Genomic DNA, 20,427 nt, shown 5'->3' with positions numbered 1-20,427 from the left:
AAGCCAATACGCATAACAAACCAGCAGGATACCCAAGCAGACCCGTACGGGTCAAAACGCGGTCCGCGATGCCGATTCTGCTGGCGTCGCGGCGCACTCCGGTTCGGTCCTGGGTGGGGACCCCGCAGTTGTTACGGGCTCCAGAGTAACCCGTTCCGGGCGCAGTGCACGACGCGCCAGCACGAACGCGAGCCCGCACAGGGTGGCGCAGTCCTTGAAGGCGCGCCGCTTGGCCTCCAGCTCGGACGGCCACGGAACGCCCGCCACCTGCGGCCCCAGCACCGCCCAGAACCAGGGCGAACGCGCCGCCGCATCCGGCCGCACCACCGAGGCCATCAGCAGCGGCAGGACCACCAACAGGTAGTGGTCGAAGGACGGCCGCGACACCAAGAATGCGGCGAGCATCACCATGCAGGCCGTCTCCACCAGGCGCAGCTCACCCCCGTCGGCATCCTCCCGCCGCCACCGCACCCAGGCCGCCCACAGGCCCGCCCCGGCTCCCGCGAAGGCCACCAGCACCGCCAGCGGCGCCGGCACGCCCAGCCGCGGCAGCACGGCGATCGGCGAGGCGTCCCACGGCAGCGCGTACGAGTCCTGCCCCTGGAGCAGGAAGGGCAGGGTCTTGGTGAAGAACAGCGACGGGCTCGGCATCACCAGCGCGCCGGCCAGCGAGAACCCCAGCGGCACCAGCACGGCCGCGGCCAGCGCCCGCCACCGCCGGGCGACCAGGAAGAGCAGTCCGAGGGGCACGAGCATCGGCTTGCACGCGATCGCGAGCCCCACCACCAGCCCGGCCGACCCCCACGAGCGCCGCTGCGCGAGCAACAGCGCCACCGGCAGGGCGGCCGCCGAGATGGCGGTCCAGTTGCCGATCAGCACGAGGTTGACGTACGGCTTGTAGACGAGGGCGAACACCGCGAGGCCGCCGACCGCGAAGCGCGAGCGCAGCGGCACCGCGAATATCCGCAGCGCGGCCAGCCAGCCAACGCCCAGCAGCCCCGACATCCCGAGCGGCAGCAGCCACCGCAGCACCTCGCGGGGCAGCAGCGCCTCGGGAACCGCCATGAGCACGGCACTGGGCAGGTAGAGGAAGCGCTTGTCCTCGTACGGGGACCCGCCCTCCAGCAGCGTCTGCGCGGCCTTGACCACGAACGCGTTGTCGGAGCCCCAGTTCGCCCGCAGGCTCGTGGAGACGGCGATCCCGAGCAGCACCGCGAGGGAGACCACCTGCCAGGACCGGGCGGCCGGCTGGAGCAGCCAGCCGATCAGCCTGCCCCCGGCTCCCCCGTCCCCCCGGCCCCGGTCCCCGGCACCCCCGCCCCCCGGGCCCTGGTTCTCCCACTTCATCAGCCAGATGCTAGGCCGCAGCCCCACGACGCCTGCCCCTCACTCGACCGAGGGGGCCACGGTCGGTCGCCCCCCCCCTAGCGCTTGCGTTCGACTCTACGTTCGTCCCAGACGGGTTCCTGAGTCTCCCGCACAACACCGTCCGAACCGAAGACCAAGTAACGGTCAAATGTGCGCGCGAACCACCGGTCGTGCGTGACGCACAGCACAGTGCCGTCGTACGCCTCCAGTCCGTCCTGCAGCGCCTCCGCCGACTCCAGGTCCAGGTTGTCCGTCGGCTCGTCCAACAGCAGCGCCGTGGTGCCCGCCAGCTCCAGCAGCAGGATCTGGAAGCGCGCCTGCTGCCCGCCCGAGAGCTTCTCGAACGGCTGGTCGCCCTGGCGCTCCAGCTCGTACCGGCGCAGGGCCCCCATCGCCTGCCCCAGCGGCTTCGCCGCCTCCGTCCACAGGATGTCGACGAGGGTCCGTCCGAAGAGCTCCGGGTGGGCGTGGGTCTGCGCGAAATGGCCGGGAACCACCCGCGCGCCCAGCTTCCAGTCACCGGTGTGCTTGACGTCCTCACCGGCCAGCAGACGCAGGAAGTGCGATTTGCCCGAGCCGTTCGAGCCGAGGACCGCGACCCGCTCCCCGTAGAAGACCTCCAGGGAGAAGGGCTTCATCAGGCCGGTCAGCTCCAGGTTCTCCACGGTCAGGGCGCGCACGCCCGTGCGCCCGCCCTTGAGCCGCATCTTGATGTCCTGCTCGCGCGGCGGCTCCGGCGGCGGGCCGGCCTCCTCGAACTTCTTGAAGCGGGTCTGCATCGCGTGGTACCGCGAGGCCATGTCGGGGCTGCTCGCGGCCTGGTTGCGCAGTCGCAGCACCAGCGCCTTCAGCCGCGCGTGCTCCTCGTCCCAGCGCCGCTTGAGCTCCTCGAAGCGCGCGAAGCGCTCCTTGCGGGCGTCGTGGTACGTGGCGAAGCCGGCGCCGTGCACCCAGACGTCGGAGCCCGTCGGGCTCGCCTCCAGGCTGATGATCTTCTCGGCGGCCTGGGTCAGCAGCTCCCGGTCGTGGGAGACGAAGAGCACCGTCTTGCGGGTGGCCTTCAGCTGCTCCTCCAGCCAGCGCTTGCCGGGGACGTCCAGATAGTTGTCCGGCTCGTCGAGCAGCAGCACCTCGTCGGGCCCGCGCAACAGCGCCTCCAGCACGAGGCGCTTTTGCTCACCGCCCGAGAGCGTGCGGACCTCGCGGAACTGCGCGGAGTCGTACGGAATCGCCAGCGCGGCCATGGTGCAGACGTCCCACAGCGTCTCCGCCTCGTACCCCTGGACGTCCGCCCAGTCGCTCAGCGCCTGGGCGTAGGCCATCTGCGCGGCCTCGTCGTCCACCGTCAGGATCAGCTGCTCGGCGCGGTCCACCGCCTTGGCGGCCTCCCGGATGCGCGGCTGGGACACCGAGACCAGCAGGTCCCGTACGGTCGTCTCGTCCCGCACCGAGCCCACGAACTGCGACATCACGCCGAGGCCGCCGGAGACGGTGATCCCGCCGCCGTGCGGCTGGAGCTCGCCGGAGATCATCTTCAGCAGGGTGGTCTTGCCGGCCCCGTTCGCCCCGACGAGCGCGACGACCGACCCCTCCCCCACGCGGAAGGAGACGTCAGGGAGCAGTACCCGCCCGTCGGGAAGGTAGTACTCCAGGTGGCTGGCTTCGAGATGTCCCATGCCGGGCATTGTCCCGGTCCGGCGCCGATCCGCCCAAACGGATTAGCCGGACGCCCGAGGGCCGGTCAGCAGCAGCCGGCGCCCGGCAGGGTCCGCACGTTGCGCGCTTCCTTGCTGCGGGCGGCCAGCAGCTCGTCCGCCGGGTAGCCGACCTCCTCCAGGGTCAGGCCGTGCGGCTTGACCACGTGCACCGAGGAGTCCCGTACGGCGGCCGCCAGCACCTTGCCGGGCCAGTCGGTGGGCCGGTGCCCGTCGCCGACGTGCAGCAGGGCGCCCACCAGCGAGCGGACCATGTTGTGGCAGAAGGCGTCGGCGCGGACGGTCGCGGTGATGATCCCGTCCTCGGCGCGCTCCCAGCTGAGCTGCTGGAGGGTACGGATGGTCGTGGCGCCCTCGCGCTTCTTGCAGTAAGCGGCGAAGTCGTGCTCGCCCAGCAGCGGGGCGGCGGCCTCGTTCATGGCGTCCACGTCGAGCGGCCACTGGTGCCAGAGCACGTGCCCGCGGCGCAGCGGGTCGACGCCGCCCTGGTGGTCGCCGACGCGGTAGGCGTAGCGGCGCCAGATGGCCGAGAAGCGCGCGTTGAAGCCCTCGGGGGCCTCGGCGACCTTCCACACCCGTACGTCGTGCGGCAGCCGGCCCGCGAGGCGGCGCAGCAGCTTGTCGTGGTGCTCGGCCCACACCTCCTCGGCGAGGTCGAACTGGGCGACCTGCCCGCGGGCGTGCACGCCCGCGTCGGTCCGCCCGGCCACGGTCAGCTCGACCGGCTCGGACAGCCGCATCACGGTCCGTAGGGCCGACTCCAGTTCGCCCTGGACGGTCCGCAGCACGCGCTGCTTCGCCCAGCCGGAGAAGTCCTTGCCGTCGTAGCTCAGGTCCAACCGCACCCGGACGTGCCCGGGCTCCACCTCGTCACTCACGTGACCGATCCTCTCAGAATCACCCATATGCAGAACGGGCCCGCCCCGGAAGGGGGCGGGCCCGTTCAGAGCCGTTCAAGCAAGCGTGATCCCGGGGGATCAGGCCTCCTTGGTCTCCTCGGCGGGGGTCTCGACGGCCTCCGCCTCCTTGACCGCGCGCTTGGTGGCGGCCTCGGCCTCACCAGTGGCCTGCTGGGCGACCGTAAGGGCCTCGACCAGCTCGATCACGGCCATCGGGGCGTTGTCGCCACGACGGTTGCCGATCTTGGTGATGCGCGTGTAACCACCGGGGCGGTTCTCGTAGCGCGGGGCGATCTCGGTGAACAGCGTGTGCACGATGCTCTTGTCCGTGATCGTCTGCAGCACCAGGCGACGGTTGTGGATGTCGCCCTTCTTGGCCTTGGTGACCAGACGCTCGGCGTAGGGACGCAGGCGGCGGGCCTTGGCCTCGGTGGTGGTGATGCGGCCGTGCTCGAAGAGCGACTTCGCGAGGTTCGCGAGGAGGTGCTTCTCGTGCGCGGCGGAACCGCCCAGGCGGGCACCCTTTGCGGGACGCGGCATGGTGTTACTCCTTCATATCTGCACCGGCCGTGTCAGGTACCGGTGTCAGTTCCCCCGAGGCGGATGCCGCGGGAAAGTCTTGGGTCCAAGCCCGGCCGGCGACCCGGGCCGAAGGCCCCGGCCGCCGGCGGCGGGATGGATCAGTACTGCTCGGTCTCGACGAAACCGGCGTCCGCGTCGTCGTCGGCGCCGAAGGCGTCGGCGGCGGCGGTCGGGTCGAACCCGGGCGGGCTGTCCTTGAGGGCCAGGCCCATGCCGGCCAGCTTCGCCTTGACCTCGTCGATCGACTTCGCACCGAAGTTGCGGATGTCGAGCAGGTCGGCCTCGGAGCGGGCGACGAGCTCACCCACGGAGTGGATGCCCTCGCGCTTGAGGCAGTTGTACGAGCGGACCGTGAGCTCGAGCTCCTCGATCGGCAGCGCCAGGTCGGCGGCCAGGGCGGCGTCCGTGGGGGACGGGCCCATGTCGATGCCCTCGGCGTCGATGTTGAGCTCGCGCGCCAGACCGAACAGCTCGACCAGGGTCTTACCGGCGGACGCCATGGCGTCACGCGGGCGCATGGCCTGCTTGGTCTCGACGTCGACGATCAGCTTGTCGAAGTCGGTGCGCTGCTCGACTCGGGTCGCCTCGACCTTGTAGGTGACCTTGAGGACCGGGCTGTAGATGGAGTCGACCGGGATGCGGCCGATCTCCTGGCCCAGCTGCTTGTTCTGGACGGCGGAGACGTAGCCGCGACCGCGCTCGACGGTCAGCTCCATCTCCAGCTTGCCCTTGCCGTTGAGCGTGGCGAGGACCAGGTCCGGGTTGTGCACCTCGACACCGGCCGGGGGCGCGATGTCAGCAGCGGTGACCAGGCCGGGACCCTGCTTGCGCAGGTACATCACGACCGGCTCGTCGTGCTCCGAGGAGACGACCAGCTGCTTGATGTTGAGGATGATGTCGGTGACGTCTTCCTTGACGCCCGGCACGGTGGTGAACTCGTGCAGGACGCCGTCCACGCGGATGCTGGTGACAGCGGCACCCGGGATGGAGGACAGGAGGGTACGGCGCAGGGAGTTGCCGAGGGTGTAACCGAAGCCCGGCTCGAGCGGCTCGATCACGAACCGCGAGCGGTACTCGTCGACGACCTCTTCGGTCAGCGAAGGACGCTGAGCGATAAGCATGTCTGTGTTCCTTCATTCGTGGACGCCCACTATTTGACGCCCGACGGGATGCCGTACCAGGGGTACGGCTACTGCAAGGGTACGGGCGGCACGTCCCCCGAAGGGGTCGTACCGCCCGGACACTCAAGAACGCACAGGTGCGTCCGCTGCGTCAGACGCGGCGGCGCTTCGGCGGGCGGCAGCCGTTGTGCGGGGTGGGGGTGACGTCCTGGATAGAGCCGACCTCGAGGCCGGTGGCCTGCAGGGAGCGGATCGCGGTCTCGCGGCCGGAGCCCGGACCCTTCACGAAGACGTCAACCTTGCGCATGCCGTGCTCCTGCGCGCGACGGGCGGCCGACTCGGCGGCCATCTGCGCGGCGAAGGGGGTGGACTTGCGCGAGCCCTTGAAGCCGACGTGGCCGGCGGAGGCCCAGGAGATCACGTTGCCGGACGGGTCCGTGATCGAAACGATGGTGTTGTTGAACGTGCTCTTGATGTGGGCGTGCCCGTGAGCGACGTTCTTCTTTTCCTTGCGGCGCACCTTCTTGGCAGCGCCCTGACGACCCTTGGGGGGCATCTAAATCTCCTACGGGAGGTGGTCGGTCCTACAGCGCAAGACCGCTGAACAGGACTACTTCTTGCCCGGCTTCTTCTTACCGGCGATCGCGCGACGCGGGCCCTTGCGGGTACGCGCGTTGGTGCTGGTGCGCTGACCGTGCACCGGGAGGCCGCGGCGGTGGCGGATGCCCTGGTAGCACTGGATCTCGATCTTGCGGCGGATGTCGCCCTGGATCTCGCGGCGGAGGTCACCCTCGGTACGGAGGTTGGCGTCCACGTACTCGCGGATCTTGACGAGGTCCTCTTCGGCCAGGTCACGAACGCGGGTGTTCGGGTTCACGCCGGTGGAGGCGAGGATCTCCTTGGACCGGGTGCGCCCGATACCGAAGACGTAGGTGAGTGCGATCTCCACGCGCTTTTCGCGCGGGATGTCAACACCGGAAACGCGTGCCATTCAATGGCTCCTGTGTGTTCGGGGGTCTTCAGCAGAACCGACCCCGACCGCCGACCACCCCGAAGTGGGTGATGGTACGCCCGGGTCCCCGGCCCCCGCCGGAGGTGCCGCCGGCCCCGTGAAGGGCTGGGCGGGTTCTGCGTATGTACGTTTTCTTACGTCGCGCGAAGAACTGCGGAAGGCAGGTCGGTCGGCGTGCGTCAGCCCTGGCGCTGCTTGTGGCGCAGGTTGTCGCAGATGACCATGACCCGGCCGTGACGGCGGATCACCTTGCACTTGTCGCAGATCTTCTTGACGCTCGGCTTGACCTTCATGTTGGTGAGGTTCTCCGGGTCAGTGCCACCACCCGCACCGGGACGGATGCCCAGGCAGGAGTGAGAGCAAGATCTACTTGTATCGGTAGACGATCCGGCCACGCGTCAGGTCGTACGGAGACAGCTCCACAACGACCCGGTCATCGGGGAGGATGCGGATGTAGTGCATGCGCATCTTGCCGCTGATGTGCGCGAGGACCTTGTGACCGTTCTGGAGTTCCACCTTGAACATCGCGTTCGGGAGGGACTCGATCACGGTGCCCTCGATTTCGATGGCACCTTGCTTCTTGGCCACGCTTCGCCTTTCGAATCGGCTACCTTGATCAGCTCCGTGCGCCATGCAGGCATGGAAGTGCACGAGAGCCGACGAGTCAGTCTACGTCAGGGCACCCAGAAAGACGAATCCGGAAAGTTTGCCCCAGAGTCTAGATCATTAACCGAGGGGGTCCGGAGCCGTGGTGACCCCGTACTCCGCCAGCTTCGCCTTTCCACAGTCCGGGCTGGTCAGGACGATGGGACCGGCCTCCGTCAGCGCGATGGAGTGCTCCCAGTGCGAGGACCAGGTGCCGTCCGTCGTGATGACCGTCCAGTCGTCCGAAAGGACCTCCGTCTGGGCGGTTCCCAGGGAGACCATGGGCTCGATCGCCAGGCAGAGGCCCGGAACCAGCTTGATCCCCTTGCCCCGCTTGCGCGAGACGTAGTTCAGCAGGTGGGGGTCCATGTGCATCTCGGACCCGATGCCGTGACCGCCGTAGTCCTCGATGATCCCGAACTTGCCGAGGCTGTGCTCACCGGTGGAGGGGCGGGGCTGGCGCTTGATGTACGTCTCGATCGCCTTGGAGATGTCGACGAGGCGGTTGCCGAGCTTCATGGCGGCGATCCCGGCCCACATGGACTCCTCGGTCACCCGGGACAGCTCCACGAGCTCAGGGGCGTGCCCGGTGCCCACGAAGGCCGTGTACGCGGCGTCGCCGTGCCAGCCGTCCACGATCGCGCCCGCGTCGATCGAGATGATGTCGCCGTCCTTGAGGACGGTCTTGTCGTCGGGGATGCCGTGGACGACGACCTCGTTCACCGAGGTGCAGATGGTCGCGGGGAAGCCGCCGTAGCCGAGGAAGTTCGACTTGGCCCCGGCGTCCGCGATGACCTTGCGGGCCACCATGTCCAGATCCCGCGTCGTGGCACCCGGCACGGCCGCCTCACGGGTCGCAGCGTGGATCGCCGCGACGACCAGCCCTGCCTCGCGCATCTTCGCGATCTGCTCGGGGGTCTTGATCTGGACCATGGGAAATGCCTTCCACCTTCGGATCTGCGTTGTTCAGGTCTTCTCAACAGTACGGCCGCGATGCCCTGGGGACACCGCGGCCGTACCTGCACACAAAGGGTGACTACTTCTTGAGGGCGTCCATCGCGCGCTTCGTGACGTCCGCGACCTCACCGAGGGCCGGGATGGTCACCAGCAGGCCCTGGGCCTTGTAGTAGTCGATGATCGGCTCGGTCTGCGTGTGGTAGACCTCCAGCCGGTTGCGGACCGTGGCCTCGGAGTCGTCGCCGCGCTGGTACAGCTCGCCGCCGCAGGTGTCGCAGACGCCCTCGGCCTTCGGCGGGGCGTACGTCACGTGGAAGACGTGCGCGGACTCGTTGCGGCAGATCCGCCGACCGGCGATCCGCTTGACGACCTCGTCCTCCTCGACCTCCAGGTCGAGGACGGCGTCGAGCTTCATGCCCGCCGCCTGGAGCATCACGTCGAGCGCCTCGGCCTGCGAGACGTTGCGCGGGAACCCGTCGAGCAGGAAGCCGTTCACGGCGTCCGACTGCTCCATACGGTCCTTCGCCATGCCGATGGTCACTTCGTCGGGCACGAGGTCGCCGGCGTCCATGTACGCCTTCGCCTGCTTGCCCAGCTCGGTGCCCTGGCTGATGTTGGCCCGGAACAGGTCACCCGTGGAGATGTGCGGAATCGACAGGTTCTTGGCAAGGAACGCGGCCTGCGTTCCCTTGCCCGCACCGGGCGGTCCAACGAGGACGATTCGCATCAGCGGAGGAACCCTTCGTAATTACGCTGCTGGAGCTGGCTCTCGATCTGCTTCACGGTTTCCAGACCCACACCCACGATGATCAGGATGCTCGTCCCGCCGAACGGGAAGTTCTGGTTCGCTCCGAAGCCGGCCAACGCCATCGTCGGCACAAGAGCGATGAGACCCAGGTACAGCGACCCCGGCCAGGTGATCCGGTTGAGTACGTAGCTGAGGTACTCGGCGGTGGGCCGACCGGCGCGGATGCCCGGGATGAACCCACCATACTTCTTCATGTTGTCTGCAACTTCCTCGGGGTTGAACGAGATCGCCACGTAGAAGAACGCGAAGAAGACGATCAGGAGGAAGTAGGCCGCGATGTAGTACGGGTGGTCGCCCTTGACGAAGTGCTTCTGGATCCAGACGGCCCAGCCGGCCTGGGACCCGCTGAACTGCACGACCAGCGCGGGGATGTAGAGCAGCGACGAGGCGAAGATGACGGGGATGATGCCCGCCTGGTTCACCTTGAGCGGGATGTAGGTCGAGGTACCGCCGTACGCACGGCGGCCGATCATGCGCTTCGCGTACTGGACCGGGATCCGGCGTTGCGCCTGCTCGACGAAGACCACCAGGCCGACCATCGCGAGGCCGACGAGCATGACCACGCCGAACTCGACCCAGCCGTCAGCGATCTTGCCCTGGAGCTTGATCTGCCACAGCGCGCCGATGAAGCCGGCGGCGATCGAGATGAACATGAGGATCGACATGCCGTTGCCGATGCCGCGGTCGGTGATGAGCTCACCGAGCCACATGACGACGCAGGTGCCGGCGGTCATGGTGACCACCATGACGACCGTGGTGAAGATCGAGCGGTCGGGAACGATCTCGCTGGCGGCCTGGCAGCCCTGGAACAGGGCACCGGTGCGGGCCGTGGCGACGAGGCCCGTACCCTGCAGGATCGCGAGCGCGACCGTCAGATAGCGCGTGTACTGAGTGATCTTCGCCGTGCCGGACTGGCCCTCTTTCTTGAGGGTCTCCAGCTTCGGGATGACCACGGTCAGCAGCTGCAGGATGATGCTCGCCGTGATGTAGGGCATGATGCCGAGCGCGAAGATCGTGATCTGCAGCAGCGCACCGCCGCTGAACATGTTGACCAGGCCGAACAGCCCATTGCTGCTGCCTGCCTGCTCCACACAGATCTGAACGTTCTTGTAGCTCACCCCGGGGACCGGTACGTGGGACCCGAGCCGGAACAGCACGATGATGCCGAGCGTGAAGAGCAGCTTCTTGCGCAGGTCGGGCGTCTTGAACGCCCGGGCGAACGCGGTGAGCACGGTGCCTCCTGCGACCCCCGCGCTACTGCGTCAGAGGTGACGGTCTGAGGGATCGACGAATACGACAAAGCAAAGGTGCACGCCACCTTACCGGCGAGTGTGCCTTCCGTGGAACGACCGACCGGGGATGCCCCATATGTGAGGCATCCCCGGTCGGGTTTCGAGCTATTCAGCCACTGAAATCGTCTTAGACGAGCTCGGTGACGGTGCCGCCGGCAGCGGCAATCTTCTCCTTGGCGGAGGCGGAGACGGCGTCAACCGAAACCTGCAGCGCCACGGAGATCTCGCCCTGGCCCAGGACCTTGACGAGGCTGTTCTTGCGAACCGCGCCCTTGGCGACCAGGTCGGCCACCGTGACTTCTCCACCCTCGGGGTAGAGCGCGCCGAGCTTGTCCAGGTTCACGACCTGGAACTCGGTGCGGAACGGGTTCTTGAAGCCCTTGAGCTTCGGCAGGCGCATGTGGAGGGGCATCTGCCCACCCTCGAAGCGCTGCGGGATCTGGTAACGGGCCTTCTGGCCCTTCGTACCACGACCGGCCGTCTTACCCTTCGACGCCTCACCACGACCGACACGGGTCTTCGCGGTCTTGGCGCCGGGGGCGGGACGGAGGTTGTGGGCCTTCAGCGGGCTGTTCTCAGCCATGATTAGTCAACCTCCTCAACCGTCACGAGGTGGCGGACGGTGTGCACCATTCCGCGGAACTCGGGGCGGTCCTCCTTGACGACGACGTCGTTCAGGCGCTTGAGCCCGAGCGAACGCAGCGTGTCGCGGTGGTTCTGCTTGCTGCCGATGTACGACTTCGTCTGCGTGATCTTGAGGCGAGCCATTACGCACCCGCCCCAGCACGTGCACGAAGCAGAGCCGCGGGGGCGACGTCCTCGAGGGGCAGACCACGGCGAGCCGCGATCTCCTCGGGACGCTGCAGGCCCTTGAGGGCCTCCACGGTCGCGTGCACGATGTTGATCGCGTTGTCGGAGCCCAGGGACTTCGACAGGATGTCGTGAACGCCGGCGCACTCCAGAACGGCGCGCACCGGGCCACCGGCGATAACACCGGTACCGGGGGAAGCAGGCTTCAGCAGGACGACGCCCGCAGCCTTCTCGCCCTGGATCGGGTGAGGGATGGTGCCCTGGATGCGCGGAACCTTGAAGAAGTTCTTCTTCGCTTCCTCGACACCCTTGGCGATGGCCGCGGGAACTTCCTTGGCCTTGCCGTAACCGACACCTACAGTGCCGTCACCGTCGCCCACCACGACCAGCGCGGTGAAGCTGAAGCGGCGACCACCCTTGACAACCTTGGCGACGCGGTTGATCGCGACAACGCGCTCAACGTAAGCGGTCTTCTCGGCGGCAGGGCCACCGTCGCGACCCTTCCGGTCCCGCCGCTCGCCGCCACCGGCACCGCTTCCGCGGCGCTGGGGTCCAGCCATTGGATTACCTCTCTCTGTTACGTCCGTGAGTCCCGGAACCGGGGCTTAGAACTTCAGCCCGGCTTCGCGGGCGGCGTCAGCCAGAGCGGCAATGCGCCCGGCGTATCGGTTGCCACCGCGGTCGAACACGACGGTCTCGACACCCGCAGCCTTGGCACGCTCGGCGACGAGCGCGCCGACAGCCTGAGCCTGCGAGCTCTTGTCGCCTTCGCCACCGCGGATCGAAGCATCCAGGGTCGACGCCGACGCCAGGGTGTGGCCCTGGAGGTCGTCGATGACCTGAGCAACGATGTTGCGGTTCGAACGCGTCACGACGAGGCGCGGACGCTCCGCCGTACCCGAGACGTTCTTGCGGATGCGGATGTGGCGGCGAGCCTTGGCAGCGCGCTTGTACGCGTCGCCCTTGGCGATCTTCACACCGTATGCCATGGCTACTTACCAGCCTTTCCGACCTTGCGGCGGATGACCTCGCCGGCGTACTTGACACCCTTGGCCTTGTACGGGTCGGGCTTCCGCAGCTTGCGGATGTTGGCGGCGACCTCGCCGACCTTCTGCTTGTCGATGCCCTCGACCGTGAACTTGGTCGGCGACTCGACCTTGAAGGAGATGCCCTCGGGCGCCTCCACCAGGATCGGGTGGCTGTAACCCAGCTGGAACTCCAGGTTGGAGCCCTTCGCCAGGACACGGTAACCGACACCGCTGATCTCGAGAGCCTTGACGTATCCCGTGGTCACACCGGTGATCATGTTCGCCACCAGCGTGCGGGACAGGCCGTGCAGGGCCTTGTTCTGACGCTCGTCGTTCGGACGGGTGACGTTCAGAACGCCGTCCTCGCCCTTAACAACGGCGATGGGAGCCTTGACGGTGTGGGAGAGGGAACCCTTGGGGCCCTTCACCGCGACCGTGCTGCCATCGATGGTGACGTCCACACCGGCGGGAACCTGGATGGGGAGCTTGCCGATTCGCGACATTGCTTTTCCTCCGTTCCCGACTACCAGACGTAGGCGAGGACTTCCCCACCTACGCCCTTCTTGCCTGCCTGCTGGCCGGTGAGCAGACCGTGCGACGTGGAGATGATCGCCACGCCCAGGCCGCCGAGCACCTTCGGCAGGTTGGTGGACTTCGCGTACACGCGCAGACCGGGCTTCGAGATCCGCTTGATGCCCGCGATGGAGCGCTCACGGTTCGGCCCGAACTTCAGCTCGAGGACGAGGTTCTTGCCGACCTCGGCGTCCTCGACCTTCCAGCCGGTGATGAAACCCTCCTGCTTGAGGATCTCTGCGATGTGCGACTTGATCTTGCTGTGCGGCATCACGACGGTGTCGTGGTACGCCGAGTTAGCGTTACGCAGACGGGTCAGCATGTCTGCGATCGGGTCAGTCATGGTCATGAAGTGGCCTTCGGCCTCTCTCGCCGGGGTTTCCTGTATGCGCCATCCCTCTCCCCACTCAGTGGCGGGACGGGTGCGGTGCGGGGACCTACGGCGTAGTAAGTCGATAGGGCGGCGGACGCCCAACCCCACAAGCCTACGGCATGCGGGGCTGGACACCCACCGACCAGATGCTTACCGAGAGTCTCTGGAACTTCCCAAGTCCTTACGGACGGAAGGGAATTACCAGGAGCTCTTGGTCACGCCCGGCAGCTCGCCACGGTGAGCCATCTCACGAAGGCAGACGCGGCACAGGCCGAACTTGCGGTACACGGAGTGGGGGCGACCGCAGCGCTGGCAGCGGGTGTACGCACGCACACCGAACTTGGGCTTACGGGCAGCCTTCGCGATGAGAGCCTTCTTCGCCATCTCGCTTACGCCTCCTTGAAGGGGAAGCCGAGGTGACGAAGGAGGGCACGGCCCTCGTCGTCGTTGGTCGCCGTGGTGACCACGGTGATGTCCATACCCCGGGTACGGTCGATCTTGTCCTGGTCGATCTCGTGGAACATGACCTGCTCCGTGAGACCGAAGGTGTAGTTACCACGGCCGTCGAACTGCTTCGGCGACAGACCACGGAAGTCACGGATACGCGGCAGCGCGAGCGACAGCGTACGGTCCAGGAACTCCCACATGCGGTCACCACGGAGGGTGACGTGGCAGCCGATCGGCTGACCCTCGCGCAGCTTGAACTGCGCGATGGACTTGCGGGCCTTCGTGACGGCCGGCTTCTGACCGGTGATCGTCGTCAGGTCCTTGATGGCGCCGTCGATCAGCTTGGAGTCGCGGGCGGCGTCGCCCACACCCATGTTGACCACGATCTTCACGAGGCCGGGGATCTGCATGACGTTCTCGTAGGAGAACTCCTCACGCAGCTTGCCCGCGATGTCCTCGCGGTACTTCGTCTTGAGACGCGGAGTGGTAGCCATCAGATGTCCTCACCCGTCCGCTTGGCAACGCGGATCTTGTTGCCCTCGTCGTCGAAGCGGTAGCCGACGCGGGTGACGACCTTCTTGCCGTCCTTCTCCACAACCAGCTGAACGTTGCTGACGTGGACCGGGGCCTCGGTGATCACAATGCCACCGGCCTGGTTCTGCGCAGCCTTGGTGTGCTTCTTGACCCGGTTGACACCCTCGACGAGGACACGGTTGTCGGCGGGGAAGGCAACGATGACCTTGCCCTGCTTGCCCTTGTCCTTACCGGTGATGACCTGGACCAGGTCGCCCTTCTTGATCTTCATGCTTACAGCACCTCCGGCGCGAGCGAGATGATCTTCATGAACTTCTTCTCGCGCAGCTCACGGCCCACCGGGCCGAAGATACGGGTGCCGCGAGGGTCGCCGTCGTTCTTCAGAATGACGGCGGCGTTCTCGTCAAAGCGGATGTACGAGCCGTCCTGGCGGCGACGCTCCTTGACGGTGCGAACGATGACCGCCTTGACGACGTCACCCTTCTTCACGTTGCCACCGGGGATCGCGTCCTTGACGGTGGCGACGATGACGTCACCGATGCCCGCGTAGCGGCGACCGGAACCACCGAGAACACGGATGCAAAGGATTTCCTTGGCACCAGTGTTGTCGGCGATACGCAGTCGCGACTCCTGCTGGATCACGTGTATCTCCTGTTTGTCTGCCGGTTCCCGGCGGGGGCTTCACTCCGGAGAGCGTCGCCCCCACCGAGCCTGGCGGAACGAACCTAAGGGAAACCCCTCAGGTGCTTACTTGGCCTTCTCGAGGATCTCGACGATGCGCCAGCGCTTGCTCGCCGACAGCGGACGCGTCTCCATGATGAGGACGCGGTCGCCGACGCCAGCAGCGTTCTGCTCGTCGTGCGCCTTGAGCTTGTTCGTACGGCGGATGACCTTGCCGTACAGGGCGTGCTTCACGCGGTCCTCGACAGCGACGACGACGGTCTTGTCCATCTTGTCGCTGACGACGAGACCCTCGCGGGTCTTGCGGAAACCGCGCTCGTTCGTCTCAGTCACGTTCTTCTCGCTCATCAGGCGCTCTCCACCGTCTCGATACCGAGCTCACGCTCGTGCATCAGGGTGTAGATGCGAGCGATGTCCTTACGGACGGACTTGAGCCGGCCGTTGTTCTCCAGCTGACCCGTGGCCGCCTGGAAGCGGAGCTTGAACAGCTCCTCCTTGGCCTCGCGCAGCTTGCCAACGAGCTCCTCGTTGCCGAGCTCACGCAGCTCGGACGCCTTGGTTCCCGTCGCCATCACGACTCACCTGCCTCGCGCCGAACAATCCGGCACTTCATCGGAAGCTTGTGAGCAGCGCGGGTGAGCGCCTCACGAGCAATCTTCTCGTTCGGGTAGGACAGCTCGAACATGACCCGACCCGGGTGCACGTTGGCGATCCACCACTCGGGAGAACCCTTACCGGAACCCATGCGGGTTTCGGCCGGCTTCTTCGTCAGCGGGCGGTCCGGGTAGATGTTGATCCAGACCTTGCCGCCACGCTTGATGTGGCGGGTCATCGCAATACGAGCCGCCTCGATCTGGCGGTTCGTCACGTAAGCCGGGGTCAGCGCCTGGATGCCGTACTCGCCGAACGTGACCTCAGTACCGCCCTTGGCCATACCGCTGCGCTTCGGGTGGTGCTGCTTGCGGTGCTTGACCCTACGAGGGATCAGCATGTCGGTCAGGCCTCCGTTCCGGTGCTCTCGGCCGGAGCGGCGGCGGGAGCGTCGGCCTTGGGGGCCTCGACACCAGCAGCCTGCTGCGGCTTGCGGCCACCACGGCCGCCGCGCTCGCCACCACGGCCACCACGGCCGGCGGGACGGTCGCCAGCGCCCTGCGCGCCACGGGCCGGGCGGTTACCCGCACGGGCCGCAGCGTTCTCGGCGCGAACCTCGGCGATGTTCTTGACGTCGCCCTTGTAGATCCAGACCTTCACACCGATGCGGCCGAAGGTGGTCTTGGCCTCGAAGAAGCCGTAGTCCACGTTCGCGCGGAGGGTGTGCAGCGGCACACGGCCTTCGCGGTAGAACTCGGAGCGGGACATCTCGGCGCCGCCGAGACGGCCGCCACACTGGATCTTGATGCCCTTGGCGCCGGCCTTCATCGTGCCCTGCATGCTCTTACGCATGGCGCGACGGAAGGAGACGCGGGAGGAGAGCTGCTCGGCCACGGCCTGGGCAACCAGCTGAGCGTCAAGCTCGGGGTTCTTGACCTCGAGGATGTTCAGCTGGACCTGCTTGCCCGTGAGCTTCTCGAGGTCACCGCGGATGCGGTCGGCCTCGGCGCCACGGCGGCCGATGACGATGCCCGGACGAGCGGTGTGGATGTCCACACGCACGCGGTCACGGGTGCGCTCGATCTCAACCTTCGAGATGCCGGCGCGCTCCATGCCGGACGTCATCATCCGACGGATGGCGACGTCTTCCTTGACGTAGTCCTTGTACAGCTTGTCGGCGTACCAACGCGACTTGAAGTCGGTGGTGATGCCGAGCCGGAACCCGTGCGGGTTTACCTTCTGGCCCATTACCGGGAACCTTCCTTGCTGCTGACGACCACGGTGATGTGGCTGGTCCGCTTGCGGATCCGGTAGGCACGGCCCTGCGCACGCGGACGGAACCGCTTCAGGGTCGGGCCCTCGTCCACGTACGCCTCGCTGATGACCAGCGTGGAGGCGTCCGGGTGGTTGTAGTTGTGTGCGGCGTTGGCGATGGCGCTGTCAAGCACCTTGCCAACCGGCACGCTCGCGGCCTGCGGGGCGAAACGCAGGACCGCCTGAGCCTCCGTGGCATCCATGCCACGGATAAGGTCCACCACTCGGCGGGCCTTCATGGGCGTGACGCGGATGTACCGCGCCTGGGCCCTGGCTTCCATGGTTGTCCCTTCGGTGTAAGTCATAGTCATAACCACCCCGCCTTTAGCGGCGCTTCGACTTCCGGTCGTCCTTGACGTGGCCGCGGAAGGTGCGAGTCGGCGAGAACTCGCCGAGCTTGTGGCCGACCATCGACTCGGTGACGAACACCGGGACGTGGGTCTTGCCGTTGTGCACCGCGATGGTGTGACCCAGCATGCTGGGGATGATCATCGAGCGACGGGACCAGGTCTTGATGACGTTCTTGGTGCCGGCTTCGTTCTGGACGTCCACCTTCTTTACGAGGTGGTCGTCGACGAAGGGCCCCTTCTTGAGACTGCGCGGCATCTAAACCCGCTCCTAGCGCTTCTTGTTCGTCTTGCGGCGGCGGACGATGTACTTGCTCGAAGCCTTCTTCGGCGAGCGAGTACGACCCTCCTTCTGACCCCACGGGGAGACCGGGTGGCGACCACCACTGGTCTTGCCCTCACCACCACCGTGCGGGTGGTCAACCGGGTTCATCGCGACACCGCGGACGGACGGGCGAACGCCCTTCCAGCGCATGCGGCCGGCCTTGCCCCAGTTGATGTTCGACTGCTCGGCGTTGCCGACCTCGCCGACCGTGGCGCGGCAGCGCGCGTCGACGAGACGGATCTCACCGGACGGCATACGAAGGTGGGCCATCGTGCCCTCCTTCGCCAGCAGCTGCACGGAGGCACCCGCGGAACGGGCGAACTTGGCGCCACCACCGGGACGGAGCTCGATCGCGTGGATCGTGGTACCGACCGGGATGTTGCGGAGGGCCAGGTTGTTACCGGGCTTGATGTCGGCCGTGGGGCCGTTCTCAATCCGGTCGCCCTGCTTCAGAGCCTTCGGCGCGATGATGTAGCGCTTCTCGCCGTCCGCGTAGTGCAGGAGCGCGATGCGCGCGGTGCGGTTGGGGTCGTACTCGATGTGCGCGACCTTGGCCGGCACGCCGTCCTTGTCGTGACGACGGAAGTCGATCACGCGGTAGGCGCGCTTGTGTCCACCACCCTGGTGGCGAACGGTGATCCGACCGGTGTTGTTACGGCCGCCCTTGCTGTGCAGGGGGCGAACCAGCGACTTCTCCGGCGTGGACCGCGTGATCTCGACAAAGTCGGCGACGCTGGAGCCACGACGGCCCGGGGTCGTCGGCTTGTACTTGCGGATACCCATTTCTCAGTCCTCGTCCGATTCCGGACGACTAGACCTCCGTTAGGAGGCCTGGCCGCCGAAGATGTCGATACGGTTGCCCTCGGCAAGGGTCACGATGGCGCGCTTGGTGTTCGCACGCTTGCCGAAACCGGTCTTGGTGCGCTTGCGCTTACCCTGACGGTTGATCGTGTTGACCCCGGTGACCTTGACCGAGAAGACCGCTTCCACGGCCTGCTTGATCTGGGTCTTGTTGGCGCCGGGCGCGACGATGAACGTGTACTTGTTCTCGTCCAGCAGCGCGTAGCTCTTCTCCGAGACAACCGGCTTGATCAGCAGGTCGCGCGGGTCAGTGAAGGTCTTGCTGGTAACGGTCGCCTCAGACATCAGGCGTCGCTCCCTTCGGTCTCATCGGCCTTGGGGCCAGACACGAAGGACTCGAAAGCGGCCTGAGTGAAGACCACGTCGTCAGAGACGATCACGTCGTACGTGTTCAGCTGGCCCGGCTCCAGGATGTGAACCTGGGGCAGGTTGCGGGCGGACAGCCACGCGGCCTCGTCGGCGCGCTCGACGACCAGGAGCAGGTTCTTGCGCTCCGAGATCTTGCCGAACAGCGTCTTGGCGGCCTTCGTGGAGGCGGCACCCTCGACCACGCCGGTGACGACGTGGATGCGGGAGTGACGCGCACGGTCCGAGAGGGCACCGCGGAGGGCGGCGGCCTTCATCTTCTTCGGGGTCCGCTGGGAGTAGTCACGCGGCTGCGGGCCGTGGACAACGCCACCGCCGACGAACTGCGGCGCGCGGGTCGAACCCTGGCGCGCACGGCCGGTGCCCTTCTGGCGGTACGGCTTGCGGCCACCACCACGGACTTCGCCGCGACGCTTGGTCTTGTGCGTGCCCTGACGGGCAGCAGCCAGCTGAGCGACAACGACCTGGTGGATCAGCGGAACGCTGGTCTTCGCGTCGAAGATCTCCGAGGGGAGCTCGACGGTACCGGCCTTGTCGCCTGCCGGCGAAAGGATGTCAATGGTGCTCATTACCTCAAGCCCCCTTGGCCGCGGTACGGACCAGGACGAGGCCGCCGTTCGGACCGGGGACCGCGCCCTTGATGAGCAGCAGACCCTTCTCCGCGTCAACCGCGTGGATGGTCAGGTTCTGGGTGGTGACACGCTCGTTACCCATGCGACCGGCCATGCGCATGCCCTTGAAGACACGCCCAGGGGTGGCGCAGCCACCGATCGAACCGGGGGAGCGGTGCTTGCGCTGCACACCGTGACCGGCGCCGAGGCCCCGGAAGTTGTGCCGCTTCATGACACCGGCGAAGCCCTTGCCCTTGCTGTTGCCCGTGACGTCAACCTTGACGCCGGACTCGAACACCTCAGCAGTGATCTCCTGGCCGAGCGTGTACTCGCTGGCGTCGGAGGTGCGGAGCTCCACCAGGTGGCGGCGGGGGGTCACGTCGGCCTTGGCGAAGTGGCCCTTGAGGGGCTTGTTCACCTTGCGCGGGTCGATCTCGCCGAAGGCGATCTGGACCGACTCGTAGCCGTCGATGTCGTTCGTACGGACCTGGGTAACGACGCAGGGTCCGGCCTTGACCACGGTCACCGGGACGACACGGTTGTTCTCGTCCCAGACCTGGGTCATGCCGAGCTTCTCGCCCAGGACGCCCTTGATCTGCTTTGCCATCTTCTCGACGCCTCTCAGAGCTTGATCTCGATGTCAACGCCGGCCGGAAGGTCCAGGCGCATCAGCGAGTCAACGGTCTTGGGAGTCGGGTCGAGGATGTCGATCAGGCGCTTGTGCGTGCGCATCTCGAAGTGCTCGCGCGAGTCCTTGTACTTGTGCGGCGACTTGATGACGCAGTACACGTTCTTCTCAGTGGGCAGCGGCACCGGGCCCGCGACCGACGCACCAGTGCGCGTCACCGTCTCGACGATCTTCTTCGCCGAGGAATCGATGACCTCGTGGTCGTAGGCCTTGAGCCGGATGCGGATCTTCTGTCCCGCCATGGCTACTCCGTAGTCCTGTCTGTATGTGGAACGCTCTGGCTCCCGGTCGGCTGCGGAACGGATCCCGCGGCCTCTCCTCCGACCCACGCGGTCGGGCGTGTCGCACTCCCTCTACAGAAAATTCCCATACGGAAATTCCCTCATCCAAGGGGGTGCGGTCCCGATGACCGCGATTCGGGGGAGAAACACCCACCGAGTGCCTGGTGGGCACCGTGCTGACACTTCCCAGAAGATTCC

Annotated in this window: 33 protein-coding genes; all 33 read right to left on the bottom strand. The window is 66.7% G+C overall.

Going from position 1 to position 20,427, the window contains the following annotated elements; genetic code table 11:
• Positions 1-51: 51 nt before the first annotated feature.
• Positions 52-1,347, bottom strand: a complete 1,296-nt coding sequence (locus tag OG594_RS26745) for a glycosyltransferase family 87 protein (RefSeq protein ID WP_266603930.1) — start codon at positions 1,345-1,347, stop codon at positions 52-54.
• Positions 1,348-1,424: 77 nt separating this feature from the next.
• Positions 1,425-3,053, bottom strand: a complete 1,629-nt coding sequence (locus tag OG594_RS26740) for an ABC-F family ATP-binding cassette domain-containing protein (protein ID WP_266603928.1) — start codon at positions 3,051-3,053, stop codon at positions 1,425-1,427.
• A gap of 56 nt (positions 3,054-3,109) precedes the next feature.
• Positions 3,110-3,961 carry a tRNA pseudouridine(38-40) synthase TruA gene (gene truA / locus OG594_RS26735; RefSeq protein ID WP_266603926.1) on the bottom strand — a complete coding sequence of 284 codons (852 nt, stop codon included), beginning with the start codon at positions 3,959-3,961 and terminating at the stop codon, positions 3,110-3,112.
• A gap of 99 nt (positions 3,962-4,060) precedes the next feature.
• Positions 4,061-4,522 (bottom strand): 50S ribosomal protein L17, encoded by a 462-nt coding sequence (gene rplQ / locus OG594_RS26730; protein WP_030008477.1) that lies wholly within the window; start codon positions 4,520-4,522, stop codon positions 4,061-4,063.
• Positions 4,523-4,662: 140 nt separating this feature from the next.
• On the bottom strand, positions 4,663-5,685 hold the full coding sequence (locus tag OG594_RS26725; RefSeq protein ID WP_007265920.1) for a DNA-directed RNA polymerase subunit alpha: 1,023 nt from the start codon (positions 5,683-5,685) through the stop codon (positions 4,663-4,665).
• Between the two features lie 151 nt (positions 5,686-5,836).
• A complete protein-coding gene (gene rpsK, locus OG594_RS26720; RefSeq protein ID WP_003956432.1) occupies positions 5,837-6,241 on the bottom strand; it encodes a 30S ribosomal protein S11 in 405 nt (134 codons plus the stop codon).
• A 54-nt stretch (positions 6,242-6,295) separates the two neighbouring features.
• Positions 6,296-6,676 carry a 30S ribosomal protein S13 gene (gene rpsM / locus OG594_RS26715; RefSeq protein WP_007265919.1) on the bottom strand — a complete coding sequence of 127 codons (381 nt, stop codon included), beginning with the start codon at positions 6,674-6,676 and terminating at the stop codon, positions 6,296-6,298.
• A gap of 200 nt (positions 6,677-6,876) precedes the next feature.
• Entirely contained in the window at positions 6,877-6,990 is a 114-nt protein-coding gene (rpmJ, locus tag OG594_RS26710; protein WP_003956441.1) for a 50S ribosomal protein L36, read from the bottom strand.
• 73 nt (positions 6,991-7,063) lie between these two features.
• Positions 7,064-7,285: a translation initiation factor IF-1 gene (gene infA, locus OG594_RS26705; protein ID WP_003956442.1), complete on the bottom strand. Its 222-nt coding sequence runs from the start codon at positions 7,283-7,285 to the stop codon at positions 7,064-7,066.
• 138 nt (positions 7,286-7,423) lie between these two features.
• Positions 7,424-8,275, bottom strand: a complete 852-nt coding sequence (gene map, locus OG594_RS26700) for a type I methionyl aminopeptidase (protein ID WP_189733350.1) — start codon at positions 8,273-8,275, stop codon at positions 7,424-7,426.
• 103 nt (positions 8,276-8,378) lie between these two features.
• A complete protein-coding gene (locus OG594_RS26695) occupies positions 8,379-9,026 on the bottom strand; it encodes an adenylate kinase (RefSeq protein ID WP_266603920.1) in 648 nt (215 codons plus the stop codon).
• Complete coding sequence (gene secY, locus OG594_RS26690) at positions 9,026-10,339, bottom strand: preprotein translocase subunit SecY (RefSeq protein ID WP_266603918.1); 1,314 nt, start codon at positions 10,337-10,339, stop codon at positions 9,026-9,028. Before secY ends, OG594_RS26695 begins: the two co-directional genes overlap by 1 nt.
• Positions 10,340-10,526: 187 nt before the next feature.
• Positions 10,527-10,982 (bottom strand): 50S ribosomal protein L15, encoded by a 456-nt coding sequence (gene rplO / locus OG594_RS26685; RefSeq protein ID WP_030008473.1) that lies wholly within the window; start codon positions 10,980-10,982, stop codon positions 10,527-10,529.
• A gap of 2 nt (positions 10,983-10,984) precedes the next feature.
• A complete protein-coding gene (gene rpmD, locus OG594_RS26680) occupies positions 10,985-11,167 on the bottom strand; it encodes a 50S ribosomal protein L30 (RefSeq protein ID WP_005313525.1) in 183 nt (60 codons plus the stop codon).
• The gene (gene rpsE, locus OG594_RS26675) at positions 11,167-11,769 is read right to left on the bottom strand and encodes a 30S ribosomal protein S5 (RefSeq protein ID WP_030008472.1); all 603 of its coding nucleotides are present in this window, start codon (positions 11,767-11,769) and stop codon (positions 11,167-11,169) included. Before rpsE ends, rpmD begins: the two co-directional genes overlap by 1 nt.
• A 45-nt stretch (positions 11,770-11,814) precedes the next feature.
• A complete protein-coding gene (gene rplR / locus OG594_RS26670; protein ID WP_030008471.1) occupies positions 11,815-12,198 on the bottom strand; it encodes a 50S ribosomal protein L18 in 384 nt (127 codons plus the stop codon).
• Between the two features lie 2 nt (positions 12,199-12,200).
• Positions 12,201-12,740 (bottom strand): 50S ribosomal protein L6, encoded by a 540-nt coding sequence (rplF, locus tag OG594_RS26665; RefSeq protein ID WP_030008470.1) that lies wholly within the window; start codon positions 12,738-12,740, stop codon positions 12,201-12,203.
• A gap of 20 nt (positions 12,741-12,760) precedes the next feature.
• Complete coding sequence (gene rpsH, locus OG594_RS26660) at positions 12,761-13,159, bottom strand: 30S ribosomal protein S8 (RefSeq protein ID WP_007265911.1); 399 nt, start codon at positions 13,157-13,159, stop codon at positions 12,761-12,763.
• 222 nt (positions 13,160-13,381) lie between these two features.
• A complete protein-coding gene (locus tag OG594_RS26655) occupies positions 13,382-13,567 on the bottom strand; it encodes a type Z 30S ribosomal protein S14 (RefSeq protein ID WP_003956452.1) in 186 nt (61 codons plus the stop codon).
• A 5-nt stretch (positions 13,568-13,572) separates the two neighbouring features.
• Complete coding sequence (rplE, locus tag OG594_RS26650) at positions 13,573-14,124, bottom strand: 50S ribosomal protein L5 (RefSeq protein ID WP_030388859.1); 552 nt, start codon at positions 14,122-14,124, stop codon at positions 13,573-13,575.
• Positions 14,124-14,435, bottom strand: coding sequence for a 50S ribosomal protein L24 (gene rplX, locus OG594_RS26645; RefSeq protein ID WP_030008468.1), 312 nt, complete (start codon positions 14,433-14,435; stop codon positions 14,124-14,126). Before rplX ends, rplE begins: the two co-directional genes overlap by 1 nt.
• A 2-nt stretch (positions 14,436-14,437) precedes the next feature.
• Positions 14,438-14,806: a 50S ribosomal protein L14 gene (gene rplN / locus OG594_RS26640; protein WP_008739701.1), complete on the bottom strand. Its 369-nt coding sequence runs from the start codon at positions 14,804-14,806 to the stop codon at positions 14,438-14,440.
• Positions 14,807-14,911: 105 nt separating this feature from the next.
• Positions 14,912-15,193 (bottom strand): 30S ribosomal protein S17, encoded by a 282-nt coding sequence (rpsQ, locus tag OG594_RS26635; protein WP_030026328.1) that lies wholly within the window; start codon positions 15,191-15,193, stop codon positions 14,912-14,914.
• Positions 15,193-15,417, bottom strand: a complete 225-nt coding sequence (rpmC, locus tag OG594_RS26630) for a 50S ribosomal protein L29 (RefSeq protein ID WP_008739703.1) — start codon at positions 15,415-15,417, stop codon at positions 15,193-15,195. Before rpmC ends, rpsQ begins: the two co-directional genes overlap by 1 nt.
• Positions 15,417-15,836: a 50S ribosomal protein L16 gene (gene rplP / locus OG594_RS26625; protein WP_008739704.1), complete on the bottom strand. Its 420-nt coding sequence runs from the start codon at positions 15,834-15,836 to the stop codon at positions 15,417-15,419. Before rplP ends, rpmC begins: the two co-directional genes overlap by 1 nt.
• A 5-nt stretch (positions 15,837-15,841) precedes the next feature.
• The gene (gene rpsC, locus OG594_RS26620; protein WP_030230639.1) at positions 15,842-16,684 is read right to left on the bottom strand and encodes a 30S ribosomal protein S3; all 843 of its coding nucleotides are present in this window, start codon (positions 16,682-16,684) and stop codon (positions 15,842-15,844) included.
• A complete protein-coding gene (rplV, locus tag OG594_RS26615) occupies positions 16,684-17,031 on the bottom strand; it encodes a 50S ribosomal protein L22 (RefSeq protein WP_007265904.1) in 348 nt (115 codons plus the stop codon). Before rplV ends, rpsC begins: the two co-directional genes overlap by 1 nt.
• Positions 17,032-17,074: 43 nt before the next feature.
• A complete protein-coding gene (rpsS, locus tag OG594_RS26610) occupies positions 17,075-17,356 on the bottom strand; it encodes a 30S ribosomal protein S19 (protein WP_008739713.1) in 282 nt (93 codons plus the stop codon).
• A gap of 12 nt (positions 17,357-17,368) precedes the next feature.
• On the bottom strand, positions 17,369-18,205 hold the full coding sequence (rplB, locus tag OG594_RS26605) for a 50S ribosomal protein L2 (protein ID WP_008739715.1): 837 nt from the start codon (positions 18,203-18,205) through the stop codon (positions 17,369-17,371).
• Positions 18,206-18,244: 39 nt separating this feature from the next.
• Positions 18,245-18,568 (bottom strand): 50S ribosomal protein L23, encoded by a 324-nt coding sequence (rplW, locus tag OG594_RS26600; protein ID WP_007265901.1) that lies wholly within the window; start codon positions 18,566-18,568, stop codon positions 18,245-18,247.
• On the bottom strand, positions 18,568-19,218 hold the full coding sequence (gene rplD / locus OG594_RS26595; RefSeq protein WP_030767300.1) for a 50S ribosomal protein L4: 651 nt from the start codon (positions 19,216-19,218) through the stop codon (positions 18,568-18,570). The genes rplW and rplD overlap by 1 nt, the downstream gene beginning before the upstream one ends.
• A 4-nt stretch (positions 19,219-19,222) precedes the next feature.
• A complete protein-coding gene (gene rplC / locus OG594_RS26590) occupies positions 19,223-19,867 on the bottom strand; it encodes a 50S ribosomal protein L3 (protein WP_007265899.1) in 645 nt (214 codons plus the stop codon).
• Positions 19,868-19,881: 14 nt separating this feature from the next.
• On the bottom strand, positions 19,882-20,190 hold the full coding sequence (rpsJ, locus tag OG594_RS26585) for a 30S ribosomal protein S10 (RefSeq protein WP_003948644.1): 309 nt from the start codon (positions 20,188-20,190) through the stop codon (positions 19,882-19,884).
• Between the last annotated feature and the right edge of the window lie 237 nt (positions 20,191-20,427).

This window comes from Streptomyces sp. NBC_01214 (assembly GCF_026340975.1).
Taxonomy (GTDB): Bacteria; Actinomycetota; Actinomycetes; order Streptomycetales; family Streptomycetaceae; genus Streptomyces.
The sequence above is the reverse complement of the archived record's forward strand: the minus strand, read 5'-3'. Positions and strand labels throughout refer to the sequence as shown.

Coding starts and splice junctions, on each gene's coding strand:
- OG594_RS26745 (WP_266603930.1), bottom strand. CDS start 1,347: ATGAAGTGGGAGAACCAGGGCCCGGGGGGCGGGGGTGCCGGGGACCGG.
- OG594_RS26740 (WP_266603928.1), bottom strand. CDS start 3,053: ATGCCCGGCATGGGACATCTCGAAGCCAGCCACCTGGAGTACTACCTT.
- rplQ (WP_030008477.1), bottom strand. CDS start 4,522: ATGCCGCGTCCCGCAAAGGGTGCCCGCCTGGGCGGTTCCGCCGCGCAC.
- OG594_RS26725 (WP_007265920.1), bottom strand. CDS start 5,685: ATGCTTATCGCTCAGCGTCCTTCGCTGACCGAAGAGGTCGTCGACGAG.
- rpsK (WP_003956432.1), bottom strand. CDS start 6,241: ATGCCCCCCAAGGGTCGTCAGGGCGCTGCCAAGAAGGTGCGCCGCAAG.
- rpsM (WP_007265919.1), bottom strand. CDS start 6,676: ATGGCACGCGTTTCCGGTGTTGACATCCCGCGCGAAAAGCGCGTGGAG.
- rpmJ (WP_003956441.1), bottom strand. CDS start 6,990: ATGAAGGTCAAGCCGAGCGTCAAGAAGATCTGCGACAAGTGCAAGGTG.
- map (WP_189733350.1), bottom strand. CDS start 8,275: ATGGTCCAGATCAAGACCCCCGAGCAGATCGCGAAGATGCGCGAGGCA.
- OG594_RS26695 (WP_266603920.1), bottom strand. CDS start 9,026: ATGCGAATCGTCCTCGTTGGACCGCCCGGTGCGGGCAAGGGAACGCAG.
- rplO (WP_030008473.1), bottom strand. CDS start 10,982: ATGGCTGAGAACAGCCCGCTGAAGGCCCACAACCTCCGTCCCGCCCCC.
- rpmD (WP_005313525.1), bottom strand. CDS start 11,167: ATGGCTCGCCTCAAGATCACGCAGACGAAGTCGTACATCGGCAGCAAG.
- rpsE (WP_030008472.1), bottom strand. CDS start 11,769: ATGGCTGGACCCCAGCGCCGCGGAAGCGGTGCCGGTGGCGGCGAGCGG.
- rplR (WP_030008471.1), bottom strand. CDS start 12,198: ATGGCATACGGTGTGAAGATCGCCAAGGGCGACGCGTACAAGCGCGCT.
- rplF (WP_030008470.1), bottom strand. CDS start 12,740: ATGTCGCGAATCGGCAAGCTCCCCATCCAGGTTCCCGCCGGTGTGGAC.
- rpsH (WP_007265911.1), bottom strand. CDS start 13,159: ATGACCATGACTGACCCGATCGCAGACATGCTGACCCGTCTGCGTAAC.
- OG594_RS26655 (WP_003956452.1), bottom strand. CDS start 13,567: ATGGCGAAGAAGGCTCTCATCGCGAAGGCTGCCCGTAAGCCCAAGTTC.
- rplE (WP_030388859.1), bottom strand. CDS start 14,124: ATGGCTACCACTCCGCGTCTCAAGACGAAGTACCGCGAGGACATCGCG.
- rplX (WP_030008468.1), bottom strand. CDS start 14,435: ATGAAGATCAAGAAGGGCGACCTGGTCCAGGTCATCACCGGTAAGGAC.
- rpsQ (WP_030026328.1), bottom strand. CDS start 15,193: ATGAGCGAGAAGAACGTGACTGAGACGAACGAGCGCGGTTTCCGCAAG.
- rpmC (WP_008739703.1), bottom strand. CDS start 15,417: ATGGCGACGGGAACCAAGGCGTCCGAGCTGCGTGAGCTCGGCAACGAG.
- rplP (WP_008739704.1), bottom strand. CDS start 15,836: ATGCTGATCCCTCGTAGGGTCAAGCACCGCAAGCAGCACCACCCGAAG.
- rpsC (WP_030230639.1), bottom strand. CDS start 16,684: ATGGGCCAGAAGGTAAACCCGCACGGGTTCCGGCTCGGCATCACCACC.
- rplV (WP_007265904.1), bottom strand. CDS start 17,031: ATGGAAGCCAGGGCCCAGGCGCGGTACATCCGCGTCACGCCCATGAAG.
- rpsS (WP_008739713.1), bottom strand. CDS start 17,356: ATGCCGCGCAGTCTCAAGAAGGGGCCCTTCGTCGACGACCACCTCGTA.
- rplB (WP_008739715.1), bottom strand. CDS start 18,205: ATGGGTATCCGCAAGTACAAGCCGACGACCCCGGGCCGTCGTGGCTCC.
- rplW (WP_007265901.1), bottom strand. CDS start 18,568: ATGTCTGAGGCGACCGTTACCAGCAAGACCTTCACTGACCCGCGCGAC.
- rplD (WP_030767300.1), bottom strand. CDS start 19,218: ATGAGCACCATTGACATCCTTTCGCCGGCAGGCGACAAGGCCGGTACC.
- rplC (WP_007265899.1), bottom strand. CDS start 19,867: ATGGCAAAGCAGATCAAGGGCGTCCTGGGCGAGAAGCTCGGCATGACC.
- rpsJ (WP_003948644.1), bottom strand. CDS start 20,190: ATGGCGGGACAGAAGATCCGCATCCGGCTCAAGGCCTACGACCACGAG.